Here is a 21,203-nt window from a genome sequence, read left to right as displayed (position 1 = left end):
ATGTCATGAGCAAACAAAAACTAGAACTTACCTGGATCGGCAAGGAGAAGCGGCCCAAGTTGGAGCCACGCATCCTGCTCGAAGATCCCGAAAAGTCATATCACGCCAAGCATCGCGTGACGGATGGCGACATCTTCGACAACCGTCTGATCTTCGGCGACAACCTTTTGGCTCTAAAGGCGCTGGAGAACGAGTTCTCGGGAGAGGTTAAGTGCGTTTTCATCGATCCGCCATACAACACCGGGAGCGCCTTCGCGCAATACGACGACGGACTTGAGCATTCGATATGGCTCGGCCTGATGCGAGACCGGCTGGAACTCATCAGGCGCCTTCTTTCTGACGAAGGGTCTCTCTGGATAACCATCGATGACAACGAAGCCTTCTACTTGAAGGTGTTGTGTGACGAAGTGTTCGGGCGCTCCAATTTTGTTTCGAGCATCGTGTGGGCAAAGCGAGTTTCGCCCGCCAATGATGCAAAGTATTTCAGCTCTGACCATGACTTTGTTCTGGTCTACGCAAAGAACAAGCCGCTGTGGAAGCCAAATCGGCTTCCGCGCACTGAAGGTCAAAACTCCTACTATAAGAACCCAGACAACGACTCCCGGGGTCCGTGGAATTCAGTCACATACACGGGCAACAAGACTAGGGAGGAGCGCCCGAATCTCTACTACCCAATCGTCAACCCCAATACGGGTGAACAGGTGTTCCCGCCTGAAACTCTTACGTGGCGATATGGGAAGGACACCCACGCAGAGAACGAGAAGAAGAATCTCTTGTACTGGGGGAAAGATGGGAAGTCGAAGGTGCCACGGCTCAAGATGTTTCTTGAGAATGCGGAGCCGGTTGTCCCTCGAACCATTTGGCCTGCAAGCGAAGCGGGCAGCACGCAGTCCGCAATGACCGAGCAGAAAGTGCTCTTTGCTACTCCATTTGCTACACCTAAACCTGAGGCTTTGCTCCAGCGGATTCTTCACATCGCCAGCAAGGAGGGTGACATAGTTCTTGATTCGTTCGCGGGATCGGGAACTACCGGCGTAGTGGCCCACAAGATGGGGCGTCGCTGGATCATGGTCGAGTTGGGGGAGCACTGCCAAACTCACATCATCCCGCGCATAAAGAAGGTCATCGACGGCGAAGACAAGGGTGGAATTTCCGAGGCCGTCAGCTGGCAAGGCGGCGGCGGCTTCCGCTATTACCGCCTTGCCCCCAGCCTGATCGTCAACGACCGCTGGGGCAACCCGGTCATCAACCCGGAATACAACGCGGCGATGCTGGCCGAAGCGCTGGCCAAGCTGGAGGGTTTCACCTACGCGCCTTCGGAAACGCACTGGTGGCAGCACGGCCACTCCAGCGAGCGAGATTTCATCTACGTCACCACGCAGAACATATCCGCCGAGCAGTTACAGGCGCTGTCCGGTGAAGTCGGCCCGGAGCAGAGCCTGCTGGTGTGCTGCGCCGCTTTCCACGGAGTCACGGCGGCCAAAGCGGCAGAGCGCTGGCCGAACCTGACGCTGAAGAAGATCCCGAAGATGGTGCTGGCCCGCTGCCATTGGGGCCGTGACGACTACAGCCTGAATGTGACCAACCTGCCAATGGCGGAGATTGAGAAGGCCGAGCCTGCGGCCTCTGGCAATGGCGCCAAGAACATCAAGAGCAGAAAAGCGGCCCTCGCTAACGCGGGACAGAGCGGCCTGTTTGGGGAGAACGAATAATGAACGCCCGCGTCCTGCACGCCGTCACCGGTCGCCTGTCCCTTCGTCCGCCCCAGGCGGAATCGCTCATCAAGCTGGTTCGCGCGCTCAATGCCGCGCCCGAACTCCTGGGCCACGAGCGCGATGTCTCGGCGATTCTCTCCACGCTGAAGGCCGAGTTCAGCACGCTGGAGGACTTCGAGCGTGAGTTCCCGTCGCTGTGCTTCGCGCTGGCCACGGGCGTGGGCAAGACGCGCCTGATGGGAGCCTTCATCGCCTACCTGCATCTGGCGCACGGCATCAACAACTTCTTCGTTCTCGCGCCCAACCTGACGATCTACAACAAGCTCATCACGGACTTCACGCGCAACACGCCGAAGTACGTGTTCAAGGGCATCGCCGAATTCGCGCAACAACCGCCGCTGATCATCACCGGCGACAACTATGACCAGACCGGTGCGGCGGTAGATGAGCAGTCAATGGGCTTCGCTCACGACGTGCGCATTAACATCTTCAACATCTCCAAGATCAACTCCGAGGTGCGCGGCGGCAAGGAGCCGCGCATCAAGCGGATGAAGGAAGTGCTGGGCGACAGCTACTTCAACCACCTGGCTAGTCTTTCTGACCTGGTGCTGCTGATGGACGAGTCGCACCGCTACCGGGCCAGCGCCGGGGTGCGTTCTATCAACGAGCTCAAGCCGCTATTCGGTCTGGAAGTGACGGCAACGCCGTTCGTCGAGTCCAGCCGTGGGCCCGTGCCATTCAAGAACGTGGTGATGGACTACCCGCTAGCACGGGCGATGGAGGATGGCTTCGTCAAGGAGCCGGCCGTGGTCACCCAGCGCAACTTCGACGCCAAGGCTCACACGCCCGAGGAGATCGAGAAGACCAAGCTGGAAGACGGCGTGCGCCTGCACGAGACGACCAAGGTCGAGCTGCTCACCTACGCCCGCGAGAACGGCGTCAAGCCGGTCAAGCCCTTCATGCTCGTCATCGCTCGCGATACCACGCACGCGGGGCAACTCTTGGCGCTGCTGGAGTCGGAAGCCTTCTACGAGGGGCGCTACCAGGGCAAGGTGATTCAGGTCGATTCCAGCCGTACCGGCGCTGAAGAAGAGGAGATGATCACGCGCCTGTTGGCCGTGGAAAGCGTGGACGAGCCGACCGAGATCGTGATTCACGTCAACATGCTGAAGGAAGGCTGGGACGTAACCAACCTCTACACCATCGTGCCGCTGCGCGCCGCCAATGCCCGCACGTTGATCGAACAGTCCATCGGGCGCGGCCTGCGTCTGCCCTACGGCAAGCGCACGGGCGTCGCGTCCGTAGATCGCTTGAACATCGTCGCGCACGACAAGTTCCAGGAAATCATCGACGAGGCCAACCGCGGCGACTCGCCGATTCGCCTGAAGCAGGTCATCCTCGATGCGCCCAGCGCCGACGACAAGAAGGTCAGCGTGCAGGTCGAGTCCGGGGCGGCGGCGCGTCTCGGTTTGACGGAAGCACCGGTCGTGATCACAGGGGCGTCAGCCACTGACAGTGGAGCGGAAGTCCCCGCGCCCAAACCGGTGTTCACCACGGAGGCAGAGAAGCAGGCCGCGCGCGTGGTCATGGACGTCATCGGCAAGTACGAGGTCAAGCGCGATCTGGTGCCCACCAGCAGCGCGCTGCTGAAACCAGAAGTGCAGAAGGAAATCCTCGCGGAGGTGGCGGAGCGGTTGAAGCCCCTGCAAGGCGAATTGCTGGCGGGCGTGGATGAATCAGTCCCCGCACTTGACTTGTCCGCCGTGGTGGCGAAAACCACCGAGATCGTGGTGCAGCAGACCATCGACATCCCGCGCATCGCGGTGGTGCCGACCGGCGAGGTCACGACCGGCTTCCACGCCTTCAAGCTGGATGTGAGCCAGCTCCATCTCCAGCCGGGCCAGCGCGAGATCGTCGGGCAGATGCTGCGGACCAACGAGCAGTTCACCCTGGCCGCCGAGGTCGGGCTCAAGGAGCAGCGCCCGGAGGACTACATCGTCCACGCGCTGGTGGACTTCGACGACGTCGACTACTTCACCCACGCCGACCTCCTCTACGACCTCGCGGGTCAGATGGTGCAGCACCTGCGCAGTTATCTGTCCGAGGACGAAGCCATCAGCGTGCTCGATCGTGACCGCCGCTTGATCGCACGGGAAATCCACGCGCAGATGATGGCCCACTTCTGGGAAGAGGCGACGGAGTACGAGGTGCAGGTCAGTCGCGGTTTCACCGAACTCAGGCCTTGCAACTACACCGCCACGGCAGGCCAGACGGCCCACCACTTCCGGGAGACCGTGACCGAGACCAGTCGCATCAAGCAGATGCTCTTCGGTGGATTCGCGCGTTGTCTGTACCCGCTGCAGAAGTTCGATTCGGACACCGAACGGCGCTTCGCCATCATCCTGGAGCGCGACGCGACGAAGTGGTTCAAGCCCGCGAAGGGACAGTTCCAGATCTACTACAAGCTCGGCACCGAGCAGCCGGAGTACATCCCCGACTTCGTCGCCGAGACGGACGCGACCATCCTCATGGTGGAGACCAAGGCACGCGCCGACATCAACACCCAGGAGGTTCAGGCCAAGGCCGCTGCCGCCATGCGGTGGTGCAAGCACGCTTCCGATCATGCGGCGAACGTAGGCACCAAGCCCTGGAAGTACCTGCTGGTGCCCCATGACGAAGTCAGCGAGTCGAAACGGCTCGCCGATTACCTGCGCTTTGAGGTCAAGGCTAATTGAGTTGCCCTCGATCGATTTCGGTGAGCAAGAGCGATTCCGGCAAGGCACCCAGGCGGCGGGAAATCGCCGCTTCACGGGCATGATGAACCGGCAGGGAAGAGGAACAAGAAATGCAGAAGCCCGCCGCACAGCAAAAGACCGTCCTGGAAACGATTCTGGACTGGTCAAAGGATCGCCCACTCTGGCAGCGTGACGCCCTGCGCCGCATCATCGCAAACGGCCGTCTAACGGACGCCGATATCGGCGAACTCGTGGACCTTTGCAAACAAGGCAAAGGTGCCCCCGTAGGCGCGCTGAAAGCGGTACCGCTGGAGAAGGCCCACCTTCCGGCCAACCCCGGTCAGACCGCGGCGGTATCGCTTCTGTCGATTGCCGACGTGACCGGTGTGAACAACCTTGCCGCCGGTCAGACCCTCGGCTTGGAGCCGAATGGAATCACGATCATCTACGGCGACAACGGTGCGGGCAAGTCCGGCTACGCACGCATCCTGAAGCGCGCATGTCGTGCAAGGCATGCCGGAAAGATCGAACCCAATGTGTATGCCGATCAGCCCCCGAAGCGCGTCGGCGCGAACATCGAGTACGGGGTCGGCGGTGTGCCGCAGCCGGTCGAACAGTGGCAGAACGGCGCAAATCCGCATGCAACGCTGTCTGCAGTGAGCGTGTTCGATAGCGACTGCGCCTCAGTGCATATCCGCGAGAAGAACGAGGTTGCATTCCGGCCCTTCGGTCTGGACGTACCGGATGAGCTTGCTGCAGCCTGTCAGGCGGTGAAGGATGCCCTCGCGGCTGAACAAAAGCAGCTTGAGAAGGCCCGCAATCCGATCTTTGCGGCGCCGACCTGGAAGGCCACCACGGCCGTGGGGAAGGCGCTTGCCGCGCTGAACGCCAATACAGACGCAAAGAAGATCGAAGCGTTGGCGGCGCTCTCGGCAGACGAAAGCGTCCGTCTTGAGCGTCTGCGGGAAGACCTGTCGAAGAATCCGACCAAGGCAGCGGCGGAACAGGCCGTCAAAGCCGACAACGTCATGCGGCTGATTACCGCGGTGAAGAGCGTTGCAGCCAAAACCACCGATGAGGAACTGCTGGCGGCCGCGGCCCTCGCCAGGGACGCACGGTCGAAACGGGGCGCCGCACGTCTTGCCGCGGAGAAGGCCTTCACGGGCGAACCCCTTGCCGGCGTCGGCGGCGAGACATGGCGGGCGCTATGGGATTCCGCCCGACGCTACTCGACGGAGATCGCATACCCCGGACAGCCGTTTCCGCCGTCGGCCGAAGACGCGCATTGCATGCTTTGCCAGCAGCCATTGGAAGCTGAGGCACGTACACGGATGGTGCGTTTCGAGGATTTCATACAGAAGGACACGGAACAGCTTGCACGCGAGGCAGAGAAGGCAGCTCAGACCGCACGTCAGACCATAGCTGCCGGGGCAATCGGCACGCGGGCGGTGAAGGCCAGTCTTGACGAGCTGGGCCTTCAGAATGAAGTGCTGCAGCAGCAGACGCGCCGCTTCATCGCCGCAGCCCGGCTGCGGCGCCACGTTCTGCTCAAAGCCCTGGGCGGAAACGGCGAGGTACAGCTTCCGCCCGTTCCACCGTCGCCGCTGCCTGATCTCGGCCAGCTTCAGACTACGATCCGCGACTACGCCGCGGAGCTGCGCAAGTCGGCTGACGCAGATGAACGCAAGAAGCTCGAAGCCGATTTCGCCGAGCTGAGCGACCGGGCGCTGCTCGCCGGCATGCTGCCGGTCGTCACTGACGAAATCCAGCGGCTGAAGACCATCCGGTTTCTGACCGAGTGTGCGGGCGACACGGCGACGAACACAATCACCAAGATGGGCAATGACATTGCCGACACCGTGATTACGCCTCGGCTGCGCGACAGATTTCAGGAAGAGATTGTCAGGCTTGCGGCGTCGAAGGTTCGCGTCGAAATCGTGCGCTCCGGCGGCAAGTACGGCTCACCGCAGTATCAGGTGCGCCTCTTCGCCAAGCCGGATGCCAAGGTCCACGAAATCCTGAGCGAAGGGGAAAAGACCTGCGTGGCGCTGGCCGCCTTCATGACCGAGCTTGCCACCGCGATGCACCGCTCTGCTCTGGTCTTCGATGACCCGGTGTCCTCGTTGGACCATCGCTGGCGTGGGCAGGTGGCCAAGCGTCTCGTGGAAGAAGCGGAAAACCGTCAGGTCATCGTCTTCACGCATGATTTGGTGTTCGTGAACGATCTGAATGACCACGCGACGAAGACCGGGCGGGCAGTGCGGCTCACGACGCTCAGTCGTGGCGCCGCGGGAGCCGGTATGGTGGCCGACGGCCTGCCCTGGAAGGCCCAGAGCGTCGAAGATCGCATCGACAAGCTGGAGAAGGCGGCACGTGCGGCAAAGCTGCTGCATGACAACAACCAGGAAGACGAGTACGCCGTTGAGGTGGCAAAGCTCTACAACGCGCTGCGCGCCACATGGGAGCGCGGCCTGGAGGACATCGCTTTCGTCCGCGTTATTCAACGCCACAGGGACTACATCAACGCCAAGGACCTGAAGAAGGTCAGTGCGCTCACCGAGGCTGACTGCGATGCTTTCGCCGCCGGATTCAAGAAGTGCTGCGACATTGTTGACGCACACGATCCATCCAGCGGTAGGAATGCCGCGCCGCCACCACCTACTGATCTCTTTCAGGACATTCAGGCTTTGAAGGACTGGGCCGCGTCTCTGCGAGACAGGCAAAAGAAGATTGCTTGAAACGTATTTGCTATGGCTTCGTTCACCTGACCTGGCGCAGGGCAGCTACAGATACTTCTTGAACGTCGCCGCCGCAATGCACACCGCCACGCCGAGCAATGCGGCACTGGGCAACAGGATCAGCAGCGGGTTCACGCTGACCGGCAATGCCAGGTAAGTCACCCACGGCAGCACGGCCAGCGGGATCAGGCTGGCCCTGGCGCGGTGATAGATGAACCCCGACTCGCGTCCCGCGCCGAAGCGGCGGATGTCCCGGCGCACCAGGCCGTCCACCAGCCCGACGAAGGCGGCCATCAGGAACAGCGGCAGGGTCAGGCACAGCACCAGCAGCCGCACGAGGAAGACCAGCGTCGTATAGGCCGCCGCGATCAGGTAGCTCTCCACGTTCACATAGACCAAGCCGATGTAGTAGCGGAAATCCTTGGTCGGACGATGGCTGCCGGCGCTGGCCTGCGCCGAGGCGTCGCGTATCCAGTCCAGCAGACCGCTTTTCACGAACAGCCAGTCGTAGCCCTGCTCGACCAGCCGGTGCGCGGTGCGCCCCGGCTCCTGCACCAGCGCGCTGCGGGTGAAATGCGTGGAAAGCTGATCCAGCTCGTAGTGCAGCATGCCCTGCGCGTGGCGCCAGCCCTGCTCGGGCCAGAAGAAGTGCATGCCGACGCATTCGATCAGGATGCACAGCAGCAGCGCGCCGCACAGCACGCCGAAGAAGCGGAACGGCAGCGTGACCAGGCCGGCGATCAGGCCTTGCTGTCGTTGCTGCTGGCGTTGGGCCGCGACGGCCGGATCGCTCATGCTTCGGCCTCTTCAGCCGCGGCCATCTGCTTGAAGTCGTCCAGCAGGTCGTCGGGCAGCGCCTTGTCCTGCAGGCCGGGGATGCCTTGGTTCTCCCACCAGTCTCCTGCCTCGACGTAGTGCTGTCGCATGTAGCCGGCCAGCTCCTGCAGATCCTTCGGCATGGCTTCGTCGGGGTCGGGCGCAGGCAGCGGCATGCGGACTTTCCAGAGGTTGCCGCCCTCGGTCAGCGCGAAGCACTGCCCCTTGGGCAGCGCCACCACATGCGCCGGCTCGATCAACGGCACGCTGTTGCTGCTGATGCGGTCCTGGGTGTTGGACGTGAACGCGGTATTGCCGTGCGGATCGGAGCTGTCGGTGGCGCCGCTCATCAGCGCCGTGGCGTACACCTCGACCTGGGGCAGTTGTCGCGTCAGCAGCTCGGCGGTGGCGGTCTCGCGCACGCGCAGCATGAACAGGTTGTTGAAGTTGCCGACCACCTGGCCGGCCTTGGCACGATTGCCGATGCGGGCCTCGATGTCGCTCAAGGTCTGCGTGTAGGCCGTCACCTGCACGCCGGCACCGCCGCCCTTGTTGACCATCGGGATGAACTCGTCGCCCATGAGTTCATTGAATTCGTCGGCGTGGACGTTGATGGGAATCTTGGCGCCCACCGCTGCGCCGGGCAGCCCGTCGTCGATGCCGAACTTGTAGATGTGGCCGGCGACCGAGACCAGGTCGCTGAACATCGAGTTGCCCACCGCCGCCGCGACTTCGGCGTCGGACAGCGCATCCAGCCCCACGTAGACCACCGCGCGTTTGCGGATGACCTGCATCCAGTCGAAGATCGGCCGCGGGTCGGACAGGTCGGAATAGTTCGGTGCGAGCAGTTGGGCGATCTTGCCCGTGGTGAGCTTCTCCAGCAGCGGCAGCAGCGAAGCGACGATCTTGTCGAAGTACGTCCGGTCGTAGCGCACGGCGCTGCGCAGGCCGTCGAGCACTGGGTCATAGATGCGCACTTGGGACAGGTACTGTTCGAGGGCCACCACGCGCTTCTCACGCCCGATCATGTTGCGCGGGATGTTCTTGTCGTTCAGCTTGCCTTCGAGCTGGACGATGACCTCCCAGGCCTTCGGCTCGTTCTTGGCGAAGTAGTGCTGGGCGTACTCGATGAACAGCGCGTCGATGTTGATGACGTGGCGCTGGATCAGCAGGTAGTCCGGCCGCTGCCCCAGTTCGACCAGGGCGCGTGCGATGATGTTGACGAAGCGCCAGGCGAATTCGCGGAAGGCGGCGCTGTTGCCTTCGCCCGAGAGCTGTCCGGCGATGCGCGTGGCCACCTCGGAGATCCGCCCGAACCGGCCGACGGCGTTGTAGCGCGCCGAGATGTCCGGCCAGCCCAGGTGGAAGACGTAGAACTCGCCTTCGCGCCCGGCGCGCTTGGCCTCGACGTACATGCGCTTCAACAGGTCGGCATCGCCCTTGGGGTCGAAGACGATCACCACCTCGTGCTCGCCGCGGACCTTGCGGCGGATGTCTTGCGTGATGAACAACTCGGCCAGCCGCGTCTTGCCCACGCGCGTGGTGCCCAGCACCAGGGTGTGGCCGACGCGCTCGCCCAGCGGCAGGGTGACGTCGACCTCGTGCGGCTCGATGCCATGCAGGCGCGGCATTCCGCCGACCGGCGGCAGCGGCCGCGCTGGGTTGAGCGGGCTGTCCCAGGCCAGCGCGCGCGCCAGCGTCGAGACGGGAAACGGCGCGAACTCAAGCCGCTCCTCCAGCCGCCGGGCGGCCCGGTAGATCGCCGTCGGCTCGACATAGCGGCGGAACTCCGGCCGGTAGGTCTGCATCAGCCGGTGCGTGTGCCGCTGCTCCCAGCGAAAGCCCCGGCCGACGAACAGCCGTTGCTGACTCACCGGCACGTCGCGGCTGGTCATCACGTAGCGCGGCAGGCGGCGGATGTTGCGGCGATAGCGCAGGATCGCCCAGGCATCGCGCAGGCGAATCGCGCCGAAGGTCAGGAAGGCCAGTGCCGAGCCCAGGCCGAGCAGCGGGTTCAGCGCGAGCGACCACGGTGCCACCAGGCACAGAATCGCGGCGCCGGTGCAGACCGCCACGGTATGAAGCTCCACCGCTGGCCGCAGCAGAACCTCGACCGCATGCGGCTGGGCCATTTGCGCACCTACTGCTCGACGCCGGTGGACGTGATGAGCACCGGGTAGTGGCGCAGGCCCAGGCGCTGGGCCAGGTCGTCGCCGGAGGCCGGCGAGAGGGTCAGGCCGGGCGCCAGCCTGCGCAGCGCCGTCAGCGCGGCCATCGACTCCACGTTGATCACCAGGCCCACGGCCTGCAGCTCGCGCAGCGTCGCCTGCCGCTGCCGCAGCCAGGCGCGCGAACGCTCGTCGTCGCCGATCAGAAACAGCGCCGTCAGGCCCGGCGCCCGGATGACGCGGCGCTGCACCTCGCCCGGCGACAGTTGCGTCGAGCGCACCGGCAGCATGGCGGCTTCGGCGTCGGCCGCGTTGCCCACGCGAGGGGCCGGCATCGGGGCCGGCGGCGTGGCCTGATCCGGCTGAGGATTCAGTGACTGGTAGTACGGCAGCGCGGAGTCGCCGCCACGGTCTTCGACGACGATCAGGGGCGCGGAGACGGTCTGGGCGAAGACGGTGGTCGTGGACAGCAGCCCGATGGCGGCGATGTGGACGATGTGGTTCATGGCGTGGTGGCCTGGAGGGTTGGAACGGGAACGCCGGGGTCGAGCACGCGGGTCAGGTGCCGATGCACACTGCGCCGGTAGCGCGCCGCGGGTGCCCCGCCGGCGGGCCGGTGGTAGCGGCCGATGGCAAGCAGCCAGTCCTCTCCCGGCGTGTGCTGTTCGTGCAGGATTTCCGCAGCGATGGCGAGGTTGCGGTACGGGTCCAGCAACTCGCAGGGCTGCGTGTAGCGATGCGTGTGGTAGCCGAGATTGACTTGGCCGAGGCCGGCGTCGATGCGATTGGCCGGCGTGCGGGCGAGCGCCCGGCGCAGCCCCGCGCAGGCCTCGGCGCGGGTGGCGTAGCGCTGCGGCGTGCCGGCGACATTGAGCGTCCACGGCCAGGGGATCAGGCGCCCGCGCAGCATGGCGCCGCTCTCCTGCAAGGCCACCGCGTACAGCACCGCCGCCGGCACGTCTGCACGATGCGCCGCCAGTCGATAGGCCGGCGGCGGCACTTCCCGCGCCAGGGCGGCCAAGGCCCAGCCGCCGGTGGCGAGCAGCAGCACGGCGCCGGTACAGCGGATGGCGACGCGGGACGGCCGACGCTCCCGGCCCGGAGTACCTATTGCCGCTGCCATTGGCCGTTCACCTCGCGCACCACGGCCGGCAGCTCGCCGGGCAGGCCGAGCGACAGCCAGCGCCCCGCATCGTGGTTGAGCGTGATGGTGCGGGCGCGCACCCTGGCCGGGTCGATGCCCGCCTGGGTGGCCCACTGCCGGATGCGCGCGTCGTCCTGGCGGCTGCCGACCATGTAGAGGTCGAAGGCCGTGCCGGCCGCCTGCAACCGCTGCACGCGCTGCGCGCACGGTGCGCAGTCGGCCTTGACGAAGACCGCCAGGCGCCCGGAGCCGGTGTTGCCGGCACCCTGCGCCTTGGCGCCGGGCAGGCTCACGCGCGGTTGGCCGGGAAACAGGCGCTGCCACGCCGCGTCGTAGGCACGCTGGTAGGCCAGCGTCTTGCCGACGCGCCGGGCCTCGGCCTGCACCTGCAATTCCGCGTAGCGCCTGCGTTCCTCCTCGCTGCGGGCCTCGATGCCCAGCGCCGTGAGCGGATCGAGCTGGGGCGAATAGACCCCGAGCGGCCCCTGCATCAGTTGCCGGTAACGCGCCCACTCCTCGGAGTGAAGTCCCCACTCCCGCGCCTGCCTCTCGTCGAGCGCGGCATCAGCGCCCGGCTGCACCTGGGCGGGCACCATGCGCGAGTTCGTCACCGGGGCCGGCTGGGCGGATGCGCCGAAAGCGGTGAACAGGGCGACGGCAGCGAGCAACGACCGCAAGATCATGACGACCTCCTACGGCACCGCGATGCGCTGCGTCTGGCCGTTCACCTGGAACACGCCCGCCTGCGCCTCGATGGATTGCAGTTGCCAGTCGCCCTCGGCATCGCCCTCGCGCAGCAGCCGGGCGCCCGCGAGCGAGGCCGCGGCGATGGAGGTGATCGACAGAAAGCGCTCGCCTCCACGCAGCTCCACGCCGAGCACCCGGAAAGGCGGCTCCGGCACCTTGGGTTTCGTCGAAACCAGAACGCGCGGGCGAGCGGCGGATGCCACCTGTCGGGTCTTCTCCAGGCGGGTTTCGATTCCGTTCACGCGCGCCTGCAGCGTCTGCAGGTCGACGGCCAAGGCCCTCGTCTCGTCGGCCTCTTCGAGGCGCGTCATCCGTTCGTCCAGCGCCTGCCGCGCGGTGGCGAATTCGGCCTGGCCGATCGGCGCCGGCCGGCGCTTGTCCGCATCGGCCTGTCGTTCGAGATCGGCCACGCGCAGGCCCAGCGCCTTGACCTGCGCATCCTGTGCGCTGCTCTGGGTCTGTTCGGCGAGCCGAGACAGGCCGACGCTGTTGATGAGTGCCACGGCACTGATGAGCAGCAGCCAGAAGGCCGCGGCGATCTTGAGCCAGCGCGTGCGGGAATTGCGCTCGGATGGCGCTTGGGGAAAGGTCATGGCTGCATCTCCTCGGGCCGGTCGGCGTCCGGCACGGGCGTGGCGGTGCCGGGCGGGTTGGCGGAAAGGAAGGTGGAAGCACCGTGCCGGCTGAAGCAGACCTGGCGGGTCAAGTCATCGACGGACAGCTCCCAGGCGGGGCCGGCAAGGGTCAGCAAGGCATCGCGCAGCATCAGCGGACCCAGGCGCAGGTGTGCGGCGGGCAGCGGCAGCGCGTACAGCGTGGCGGCCTCGGCCGCGTCGCAGAGCCGGTAGCCCGAGCGCAGGAGCACATGGCGCATGGCGTCGCCCACGCTGGCATCGAGCATGGGCGGAATCGAGACCTCCACCGCCTGCTGCAAGAGATCACGCTGCGCGGGCTCCGGCACCAGCTCGACCAGGGTGTAGCGGCCGTAGCGGGCCACGGGCACCAGTCGCTGCCCCGAAGCTGGCTCGTCGGGCGGCGCTTCTATATGGTCAGGGGTGGCCGGTGTCGTGGTGCAACCGGACAGCAGGCCGCTGAGCACGGCGAAAATGCAGAGGAAACGAGGCAGAGACGGCGGCATGTGGCACCCCATGGCGACGAGATGCCTTCACCATTGCAGAACTGTGCTGCGCGGGATGCCGGAAATCCGAAACGCGCGGCGCCCCGTTTCCGAGGGAAGTCAGGATGGGTTCGACCCCGTCATTTCGCCGGTGGCGATGGCCCTCGGGTTAGCCGTTGAAGACGCCGCCTGGTCCGGCAAGTGCGGCCGCACCCATTCGATTCGCTCGATGAACCGGCGACATCAGCGGGAGGCCGTAAACCCCAGGATGAACAGCAGCACCCGGGTCGAAGCGGGGGCGCCGACAGCGGACGCCCAGGTGTTCGTAGGATCCCTACACCGGCGAGGTGCTGGGCGGCCGCAAGTGGGGTGCCCTGGCCCAGGGGGTGAATCTCATGCCCTTCATCTATCGCCTGCACTACTCGCTGACCCTGGAAACGGTGGGGCAGTATTTCATGGGCATCGTGGCGCTCGCGTGGACGCAGGACTGCTTCGTCGGGATCTGTCTCATCTTCCCGGCGCCTGCGCGCCACACGAGGAGCAAACGGTGGCTCGGCCGCTGGTGGCCAGCGTGGAAGGTGCGTTGGCCAGGCAGGTCGTACAAGCCGAGTTTCTACCTGCACCGCGCTGGCGGCTTGTGGCCGTGGGCAATTCACTTGGCGCGAGGGACCGCAGCGACGGCCGTCTACCTGCGACCGGCCTCGCGCACGAGATAGCGGTCGAAATACATCACGCTGTCGGCTTTGGACCACACGCCGACACGGCCGGAAAATGGTGCCGGCAACTCGTGTTCCAGCTGGCGCTGCCCGTTGAGCCAGCCCTCGACCCGGCGATCCGCGGCCACCAGCTTCAGCGAGTGCCACGGCCCGGTCGGCGTCGGCGTGTTGCGCACCCATTGCACCGAGGAGCGCTTTCCCTGCTCGTACTTGAACAGCACGAGGTTGTCTTCGAGGCAGTTGGCGCGCAGCACCAGGTAGTCGCCGTTGGGCTTGAGGTCGAAGACGATGCCGGCGGCCTGATCGATGCGCCCGGCCACGCACTTGAAGGCGAGTTCGATCTCGCCGCTCCGGAAGTCCTCGATGCCCTGGGCCACGGCCAGCGGAAAGTAGGCGTAGGCCTGGACGTTGTCGAGGAACTCGGCGTAGCGCTCGCCGTACAGCGCGCGCGCCTTGTCGGCGAGCCCCGCAGCCGCCTGGCCGCGCGCCCAGCCGCGGCCGTCCACCACCAGCACGCGCCGTTCGCCATCGACGCCCGTGAGCCACTGCCCCACCGCAGGGACGATGCTCTTCGGTTCCGCGCCAACGGTCTCGGCCTCGAAGTCGAAGCGCAGCGTGCCGTCGGCCTGCCTCACCGGCCCTGTCGGCCTGGGGACGGCCGGCGCGGGCGCGGCACCGGTTTGTGGCAGGTACTCCGGCTGCGCGGGCGGCGCCTCGCCGATCAGGAAGCGGAAAGCCGCCCAAGTACCGGCGGCGGCCAGCAGCAGGAAGCCGGTGACGAGCAGCAGATTGCGTCGCGTGCGGGTCATGGCGGCGGTCTCCTACCGGCTCGTCGGCTCGACGCGGTAATCGTCGAAATACACCACGCTGTCGGCCTTGGACCACAGGCCGACGCGGCCCGAGACCGGCTTGGGCAGTTCATGGGTGAGCAAGAGCTTCCCATTCATCCAGCCTTCGACTTGCTTGCCTTTGACCGTCAGCTTCAGCTCGTGCCACTGGCCGCTGGGCGTCGGCGTGTTGCGTATCCATTTCACCGACGAGCGCTTGCCCTTCACGTACTGCCACAGCACCAGGTTGTCTTCGAGCGGGTTGGCGCGCAGCGTCAGATAGTCGCCGTTGGGCTGGACGTTGAAGAGAATGCCGGCGGCTTGGTCGATGCGCCCGTCCACGCCCTTGAAGCGCACCGTGATCGTGCCTTCGCGGAAATCCGCCACCTCGTTCATCACCGCGATGGGGAAGTAGGCGTAGGACTGGACGTTGTCGAGGAACTCGGCGTAGCGCTCGCCGTAAAGCGCCCGCGCCTTGTCGGCCAGCCCCGCCGAGGTCTGGCCGCGTGCCCACTTGGTGCCGTTGACCGACAGGCCTTTGTTGCCGGCGTCTTCGACGATCACCCAGTTGCCCACGGCGGCGGCGAAGGACTTGGGCTCGGCGCCGACCGTCTCGTTGTCGAAGCCTTGCACCGTCGGCGCGGCGAGGGCCGGAACCGCCAGGGCGGCAAACAGCAGGGAAGCGAGGAAACGCGATTTCATGAGGATTCTCCTTGGATCGAACGAAGATGGATCGGCAGACGCCGCGCCCGCGCGTGGCGCCAGAACGTGAGCAGGATCAGGGCGGGCAGCAGGGCGTAGAACCACAGTTCCGCCGGCCGCGCATCGGCCACCAGCGGATGCCCCGGATACGGCGGTGTCTCGACGGGCGTCACCTGCACGCCGGCCAGTTCATGCAGCAGCGGCAGGATTTCGCGCGGGCTGTTGGAGCGGCTCGTGGCATTGCGCCCTGCATATTCGTAGATGATGCGGCCGTAGCCTTCGTCCCCGGCGGCGCCGAAGACCCCCGCCTTGCCGGTCTCCATCCAGCGCACCGTGAGACCGGGCACCAGGCGCTTGAGCTTCGCCAGCACGTTGCGCTGGTACTCCTGCGCCCGGCTGTCCTCGGGCGCGAGGTAGAGCGAGATGGCGAGTCCCCGGTCCATGCGGGCGAGCGCCGCCTCGTCGGCGGGGTTGAAGCTGTTGCGCCGGTCCTCGCTGACATCGAGCGACAAGTTCAGCATGGATGTCGCCGCCAGCAGCAGGACCAGCACGGCGGCGCCCGCCGCGCCGCGCTTGAAGCGGGCGCTTCGAGAAAGCCCCGGCGGCAGGATGAGGGCGGCCAGTGCCGCGAGCCCCAGCCCGAGCCCCGCCAGGCTCAGACCATGGGCCGCCGGCAGCAGGCCGCGCTCGAACTGCTTGAGGGCCTGGGTCGGCGAAATCTCGCCCAGGGTCTTGAGCCATTCCGGGCCGGTGGCGGCGGCGAAATCGAGCACCCAGAAGCCCAGCGTGAAGGCGAGTGTGACGATGGCGGCGGTGGCCGCCGACTCGGCGAGCGCCGCCGCGAAGAAGGCGATGCCCGCCACCGCCAGCGCATAGAGCGCATGACCGAGGAAGAGATTGGCGGTCTCGGCCGGCGCGAGATGGCCACCCGCGACCTGCCAGAAGACGAGCGCCGAGAGGGGCACGGCGAGGCTCAGGCTCCAGGCCGCGCACACCGCGGCGAGCTTGACCGCCACCAGCGCGGCCGGCGAGAGCGGCCATTGCAGGGCGAGCTTCAACGCGCCGCTCTCCTTGTCCTGGCCCAGGGCGCGGATGGCGACGAAGGGAAACAGCAGCGTGGTGCCCAGATAGAAGGCGCCCAGCGTCGGCACCAGGATGCCGTCCAGCGGCGTCATGCCGCGGGCCATTTCCGGGAATTGCATCGCCGTGCGGCTCGCCTCGCCGAACAGGCGCACCGCCTCGACAAAGCCGTAGCCGGCGAGCGGTGCCAGCAGGAACAGCATGGCCCACCAGGCGCGGCCGGCGAACAGGCGGCGCAGTTCGTGGGCGAAGACGGCCGCCAGGCGTCCGAATTGCCGTCCCGCCGGCGCCGACTTTTGTGCGGCTACGCCGCATCCCTCGCTTCGCTCGGGACCGCCGCTTCGCGGCGTCCTGCGCCCTGCGGACTGGTCAGTGCGTGAGTCCAAGAAACACCTCCTCCAGATCGGCGTGGGCCGCGCCCGCCTGGGCCGCCAGGTCCGCGAGGGTGCCCAGGCCCAGACGGCGGCCGGCGTCGAGCAGCAGCAGGCGGTCGCAGATGCGCTCGGCGTCCTTCAGTTGATGGATGGACAGGATCAGCGCGCGCTCGGCCGCCACTTCGCGCAGCAGGTCCATGACATGCAGGGTCTGGCGCAGGTCGAAACCGTCGAAGGGCTCGTCGAGGATCAGGATGGGCTGGGGCGTGAGCAACGCCAGCACCAGCAGCAGCCGGCGGCGATAGCCCTTGGAAAGTTCGGAGACCCGTTTGGCCAGCACCGGCTTGAGCTCCAGCCGGCGGACCACCGTCGCCTCCCGCTCCGCGCCCAGGCCGTGCAGCTCGCGGAAGAGCCCGGTGGCGCGCCAGACCGGCTGGTCGCTCCACGGCGCGATGCCGTCGGGCAGGTAGAACATCGCCTCCCGCCTGCGCGCCGCCGGCAGCGGCTCGCCGTGAAGACGGACTTCGCCGCCGTCGGCGGACAGCAGGCCCACCAGGCATTCCATCAGCGTCGTCTTGCCGGCACCGTTGGGGCCGATGATGCCGAGAATCTCGCCGGGCGAAAGATCGAAGTCCACGCCGTCGAGCACGGTGGCCTCGCCGTAGCGTTTGATCATCCCGCGCACCGACAGCAAGGGCGCCGCCTGGGTCATTTCACGTTCACCTTGCCCGAGACCGGATCGACCTTGAGTTTCACTTCCTTGCCCTGGGCGTCGAGGGCTTCGATCTCGTAGACGCCGTCCTCGAATTCGAGCTCGACGATGGTCTTGTGACCGGCCTCCTCGACCCCCTTGATGATCTCCGACAAGGGCTTGGCATTGGCGGGGGGGCGTTCGTCGCCGAACCAGCCGGCCAGGGCGACAGCAGGCACGGTAATGAGGACGGTGAGTGCAATGAGAGCGTGACGGGTTTTCATGGATATTTCCTTTCAGTTGGATGGATGGGGAAGATCATCAGCGCCGGGTATCCTTGGGCAGCACGCGCAGGCGATGGCCCTTGTCCTCGGACACCAGCACGCGCGACATGCTGTCGTCGAACTCCACGTCCAGCGGCTGGTTGAAGCGGGCGGAGGCGGCCGTGCCATCGGCGAATCCGGCTTCGCCCGCACCGGCCAGGGTGGCGACCGCGCCGTCGGGAGTGACCAGGCGCAGGCGATTGTTGTTGCGGTCGGCCACGACGACGGCGCCATTGGGCAGTGGCGCGACGCCGGTCGGGTTGTCGAACCGCACCGTGGCAGCCGGGCCATCGGCGTAGCCTGCCTTGCCGGCGCCCGCAACCGTCGTCACCTCGCCCGCGGGCGTCACCCGGCGGACGGCATGGTTCAGCTGGTCGGGCACCCACAGGCGCCCCTGACCGTCGATGCGCACGTTGTAGGGCTGGTTGAAACGCGCCGTGGCGCGCTGGCCGTCGGCGAAGCCGGGTGCGCCGTTGCCGGCGAGCGTGTCCACCTTGTCCAGCACGAGATCGATGCGGCGGATGGCGTGGTTGAGGTAGTCCGCAACATAGAGCGTGGTCTGCGCGGCATCCAGGGCGACACCGTAGGGCTGGTTGAAGCGCGCCGATTTCAGGTCGCCATCGACGAAGCCGGCCGAATCGCCGCCCGCCAGCGTGATGACCGTGCCGTCCGGCCTGATCTTGCGGATGCGATGATTGTTGCGGTCGGCGACATAGACGGCCCCGCTACGCTCGACCGCAACGGCGATGGGTTCGTTGAACCGGGCCGCGTGGGCGGGGCCGTCGGCAAAGCCGGCCTTGCCCGTTCCCGCCACGGTGGCCACCGTGCCGCCGGATCTCAGCACCCGCACCTGATGGTTGCCGCGGTCGGCGAAATAGAGGCTGCCGTCATTGCCGTATGACAGGCCATGAGGCCGGTTGACACGGCCCGGCGAGCCGTCCGCCGCGCCCGGCTGGCCGTCTCCAGCCAGGGTCCGGACCTCGGGAAACGGCAGAGTCTTGGGGAAAACCGATGCTTCAGGCTCGGCGCCGGCCGCGACGCCGCCGACAGTGAGCGCGGCCACGATGGCCGCAACGAGATACTTCATGGTGTGGTTCCTTCTGGATGTGAGAGGGTTCTTTCGCGGGGCAATGCGATTCGGAAGACGCTGCCCTTGCCCGGCGCGCTGTCGGCCTCGATGCGCCCGCCGTGGGCCTCCACCGCCCAGCGCGCGATGGCCAAGCCCAGTCCGAAACCGCCGCGGCGGTCTCCGTCCTGCCGGCCGCGGGCGGCATCGACCCGGTAGAACCGGTCGAAGAGATGCGGCAGGTGCTCCGCCGGAATGCCCGGTCCCTGGTCCGCCACGGTGATTTCGGCGAGGTCGGCATGCGTGCGGCACGCGATGGCCACCACGGCGTCCGGCGGGCTGTGCTTGATGGCGTTGTCCAGCAGGTTGACGACGGCCTGGCGCAGCATCGTCCAGTCGCCCGAAACCGGAACCGGGCTATCGGGCAGGTCGAGATCGATGCATACGCGCCCCTCCTCGGCCAGCACGCCGAGGAAGCCGGCAGCATCCCGGATGAGCTCGCGCAGGTCGATCGATTCGCGCTTTATCGCCGTTCGCCGGCCTTCGGCCCGGGTGAGTTCGAGCAGCATGGTGGTCAGAAGGGTGAGCCGGTCCACTTCTTCCAGCATGGTGCCGATGATGTTGCGGTACTCGGCTTCGGAGTGCGGCTCGCGCAGACCCACCTCGCCCACGCTGCGAATCACCGTCAGCGGCGTGCGCAGCTCGTGGGAGGCATCGGCGGTGAAACGCCCGAGCTCTCCGAAGGCCGCCTCCAGCCGGGCCAGCAGCGCATTGAAGCTCACGGCAAGCCGCCCCGGCTCGTCGAACGGGTTGTCCACGGGAAGCCGCGCATCCAGCCGGCCGGCGTGGATGGCCTCGGCCTCCTCGGCCATGCGGTGGATGGGCGCGAGTCCCCGCCCCGCGAGCCAATAGCCGCCCGCAGCCGCCGCCAGCAGGGCGAGTGGCAGACCGCCGGCCATCACCCACAGGACGACCACGAGGCCGCGCGCGAAGTCGTCCTCGCGCAGCGCGGCACGCATCAGCAGCATTTCACCTTCGAGGGAGACGCGGCGCTGCAGCAGTCGCAGGTGCACCTCGCCGGGAAGTTCCAGCGAGCGCAGCCCCGTCCAGGCCGTGTCGGGCGGCAGGACGGGCGTTTCCCCCGAGTCGGTCGCCGCGTCCTGGCGGCGCAGGGCGAGCGTGCCGTCGGCGCGCCAGACATCGAGCCAGGACACGTTGCGCAGCCGCTGGCCCTCGCCGGTTTCCGGCCCGTGGACATCGCGCCAGGCCAGGCGGCCGTCCGCATCGCGCGCGATGCTGCGTTCGGCGATCTCCAGTTCCTGATCCAGGCGGTGGTCCAGTTCGGCGGCGAAACGGTCGCGGATCAAGAGATAGACGGCCAGCGCATAGGCCAGCAGCATGGCGCCGAACACCAGCGCGAAGGCGGCGGTGAGCCGGGAGCGCAGGGTCAGCCGACGCCAAGCCATGATCACGGCGCCTGCTCCTGAAGCACGAAACCGACCCCGCGCACCGTGTGGATCAGCGGATGTCCGTGACCATTGTCGATCTTGCGCCGCAGCCGGGCGATGTGCACGTCGATGACATTGTCGAGCGGCGTGGCGCGCGCCACTTCGCGCCAGACGTCGCGCGCGAGCATCTCGCGCGACACCACGCGGCCCTGGTGCAGCAGCAGATAGTCGAGCAGTTCGTATTCGTGCGCGGTGAGTTCCACGTCCTGCCCGCCGCGCGCCACCCGGCGCGTGACCCGGTCCACCTCCAGGTCCGCCACTTTGAGGCGCAGCACGTCCTGGGCCCGCCCGCGCCGCAGCAGCGCCCGGATGCGTGCCAGCAGCTCCTCGAAGGCGAAGGGCTTGACGAGGTAGTCGTCGGCACCGAGGTCAAGGCCGCGGATGCGGTCCCCCACCGTGTCCCGCGCCGAGAGGATGATCACCGGCGTGGCCAGCCCCCGGCTGCGCAAGGTGCGCAGGATCTCCAGGCCGTCGCGGCCGGGCAGCATGAGATCGAGGATGAGCAGGTCGAACACCTGCGACGAGACGAGAAAGAAGCCGTCCTCCCCGGTGGCCGCCACCGTCACGTCGAAGCGCTCGGCCTCCAGCCCGTGCTTGACGGACTGGGCGACTTTCGACTGGTCTTCGATGATCAGGATGCGCATGACAGACGTTTGCGGACGGATGCCGTCAATCTATGGCCTGCCATGCGCCCGGTCTACTGAAGTGTTTCTGACTTTTCCTTCAGGATCGGGGG

The 21,203-nt window shown here is 66.5% G+C and carries 18 protein-coding genes and 1 pseudogene; 4 read left to right on the top strand and 15 right to left on the bottom strand.

Annotated features, from left to right (window positions below):
* Positions 1 to 5 precede the first annotated feature (5 nt).
* The 3 genes from ALIDE2_RS08930 to ALIDE2_RS08920 all read left to right on the top strand — a co-directional run bounded on the left by ALIDE2_RS08930 (position 6) and on the right by ALIDE2_RS08920 (position 7,188).
* Positions 6 to 1,712, top strand: coding sequence for a site-specific DNA-methyltransferase (locus tag ALIDE2_RS08930; protein WP_013721881.1), 1,707 nt, complete (start codon positions 6 to 8; stop codon positions 1,710 to 1,712).
* Positions 1,712 to 4,450 carry a DEAD/DEAH box helicase gene (locus tag ALIDE2_RS08925; protein WP_013721880.1) on the top strand — a complete coding sequence of 913 codons (2,739 nt, stop codon included), beginning with the start codon at positions 1,712 to 1,714 and terminating at the stop codon, positions 4,448 to 4,450. The genes ALIDE2_RS08930 and ALIDE2_RS08925 overlap by 1 nt, the downstream gene beginning before the upstream one ends.
* Before the next feature lie 110 nt (positions 4,451 to 4,560).
* Positions 4,561 to 7,188, top strand: a complete 2,628-nt coding sequence (locus ALIDE2_RS08920) for an AAA family ATPase (RefSeq protein ID WP_013721879.1) — start codon at positions 4,561 to 4,563, stop codon at positions 7,186 to 7,188.
* A 45-nt stretch (positions 7,189 to 7,233) separates the two neighbouring features.
* Here the strand turns inward: ALIDE2_RS08920 and ALIDE2_RS08915 are convergent, their stop codons facing one another.
* The 7 genes from ALIDE2_RS08915 to pilL2 are packed head-to-tail and all read right to left on the bottom strand — an operon-like array spanning position 7,234 to position 13,201.
* Positions 7,234 to 7,983, bottom strand: coding sequence for a TIGR03747 family integrating conjugative element membrane protein (locus ALIDE2_RS08915; protein WP_003141008.1), 750 nt, complete (start codon positions 7,981 to 7,983; stop codon positions 7,234 to 7,236).
* Positions 7,980 to 10,136, bottom strand: coding sequence for a type IV conjugative transfer system coupling protein TraD (gene traD, locus ALIDE2_RS08910; protein ID WP_013721878.1), 2,157 nt, complete (start codon positions 10,134 to 10,136; stop codon positions 7,980 to 7,982). The genes ALIDE2_RS08915 and traD overlap by 4 nt, the downstream gene beginning before the upstream one ends.
* An 8-nt stretch (positions 10,137 to 10,144) precedes the next feature.
* Positions 10,145 to 10,678 carry an integrating conjugative element protein gene (locus tag ALIDE2_RS08905; RefSeq protein ID WP_013721877.1) on the bottom strand — a complete coding sequence of 178 codons (534 nt, stop codon included), beginning with the start codon at positions 10,676 to 10,678 and terminating at the stop codon, positions 10,145 to 10,147.
* The gene (locus tag ALIDE2_RS08900) at positions 10,675 to 11,295 is read right to left on the bottom strand and encodes a lysozyme family protein (protein WP_013721876.1); all 621 of its coding nucleotides are present in this window, start codon (positions 11,293 to 11,295) and stop codon (positions 10,675 to 10,677) included. Before ALIDE2_RS08900 ends, ALIDE2_RS08905 begins: the two co-directional genes overlap by 4 nt.
* Complete coding sequence (locus ALIDE2_RS08895; protein ID WP_013721875.1) at positions 11,280 to 11,999, bottom strand: TIGR03759 family integrating conjugative element protein; 720 nt, start codon at positions 11,997 to 11,999, stop codon at positions 11,280 to 11,282. The genes ALIDE2_RS08900 and ALIDE2_RS08895 overlap by 16 nt, the downstream gene beginning before the upstream one ends.
* Before the next feature lie 9 nt (positions 12,000 to 12,008).
* The gene (locus ALIDE2_RS08890) at positions 12,009 to 12,656 is read right to left on the bottom strand and encodes a hypothetical protein (RefSeq protein WP_013721874.1); all 648 of its coding nucleotides are present in this window, start codon (positions 12,654 to 12,656) and stop codon (positions 12,009 to 12,011) included.
* Positions 12,653 to 13,201, bottom strand: coding sequence for a PFGI-1 class ICE element type IV pilus protein PilL2 (gene pilL2 / locus ALIDE2_RS08885; RefSeq protein WP_041700785.1), 549 nt, complete (start codon positions 13,199 to 13,201; stop codon positions 12,653 to 12,655). Before pilL2 ends, ALIDE2_RS08890 begins: the two co-directional genes overlap by 4 nt.
* Before the next feature lie 320 nt (positions 13,202 to 13,521).
* Between pilL2 and ALIDE2_RS25755 the strand changes: the two are divergent.
* Positions 13,522 to 13,896, top strand: a pseudogene (locus ALIDE2_RS25755) (PepSY domain-containing protein); the annotation flags it as partial.
* Here the strand turns inward: ALIDE2_RS25755 and ALIDE2_RS08875 are convergent.
* From ALIDE2_RS08875 to ALIDE2_RS08840, 8 genes are read right to left on the bottom strand one after another with little or no spacing between them, the layout of a single operon-like run.
* A complete protein-coding gene (locus ALIDE2_RS08875) occupies positions 13,866 to 14,705 on the bottom strand; it encodes a LamG domain-containing protein (RefSeq protein WP_013721872.1) in 840 nt (279 codons plus the stop codon). The pseudogene ALIDE2_RS25755 and the gene ALIDE2_RS08875 overlap by 31 nt on opposite strands.
* A gap of 12 nt (positions 14,706 to 14,717) precedes the next feature.
* Positions 14,718 to 15,425: a 3-keto-alpha-glucoside-1,2-lyase-like domain-containing protein gene (locus ALIDE2_RS08870; RefSeq protein WP_013721871.1), complete on the bottom strand. Its 708-nt coding sequence runs from the start codon at positions 15,423 to 15,425 to the stop codon at positions 14,718 to 14,720.
* On the bottom strand, positions 15,422 to 16,891 hold the full coding sequence (locus ALIDE2_RS08865) for an ABC transporter permease subunit (RefSeq protein ID WP_101516696.1): 1,470 nt from the start codon (positions 16,889 to 16,891) through the stop codon (positions 15,422 to 15,424). Before ALIDE2_RS08865 ends, ALIDE2_RS08870 begins: the two co-directional genes overlap by 4 nt.
* Positions 16,875 to 17,555, bottom strand: coding sequence for an ATP-binding cassette domain-containing protein (locus ALIDE2_RS08860; protein ID WP_202945490.1), 681 nt, complete (start codon positions 17,553 to 17,555; stop codon positions 16,875 to 16,877). Before ALIDE2_RS08860 ends, ALIDE2_RS08865 begins: the two co-directional genes overlap by 17 nt.
* 32 nt (positions 17,556 to 17,587) lie before the next feature.
* Positions 17,588 to 17,854 (bottom strand): PepSY domain-containing protein, encoded by a 267-nt coding sequence (locus tag ALIDE2_RS08855; RefSeq protein WP_013721868.1) that lies wholly within the window; start codon positions 17,852 to 17,854, stop codon positions 17,588 to 17,590.
* Positions 17,855 to 17,891: 37 nt separating this feature from the next.
* Positions 17,892 to 18,980 carry an NHL domain-containing protein gene (locus ALIDE2_RS08850; protein ID WP_013721867.1) on the bottom strand — a complete coding sequence of 363 codons (1,089 nt, stop codon included), beginning with the start codon at positions 18,978 to 18,980 and terminating at the stop codon, positions 17,892 to 17,894.
* Complete coding sequence (locus ALIDE2_RS08845) at positions 18,977 to 20,425, bottom strand: sensor histidine kinase (protein WP_238530140.1); 1,449 nt, start codon at positions 20,423 to 20,425, stop codon at positions 18,977 to 18,979. Before ALIDE2_RS08845 ends, ALIDE2_RS08850 begins: the two co-directional genes overlap by 4 nt.
* 2 nt (positions 20,426 to 20,427) lie before the next feature.
* A complete protein-coding gene (locus ALIDE2_RS08840; RefSeq protein ID WP_013721865.1) occupies positions 20,428 to 21,111 on the bottom strand; it encodes a response regulator transcription factor in 684 nt (227 codons plus the stop codon).
* Positions 21,112 to 21,203: the final 92 nt, after the last annotated feature.

It is taken from the genome of Alicycliphilus denitrificans K601, assembly GCF_000204645.1.
In the GTDB taxonomy this organism is placed as follows: Bacteria; Pseudomonadota; Gammaproteobacteria; order Burkholderiales; family Burkholderiaceae_C; genus Alicycliphilus; species Alicycliphilus denitrificans.
The sequence above is the reverse complement of the archived record's forward strand: the minus strand, read 5'-3'. Positions and strand labels throughout refer to the sequence as shown.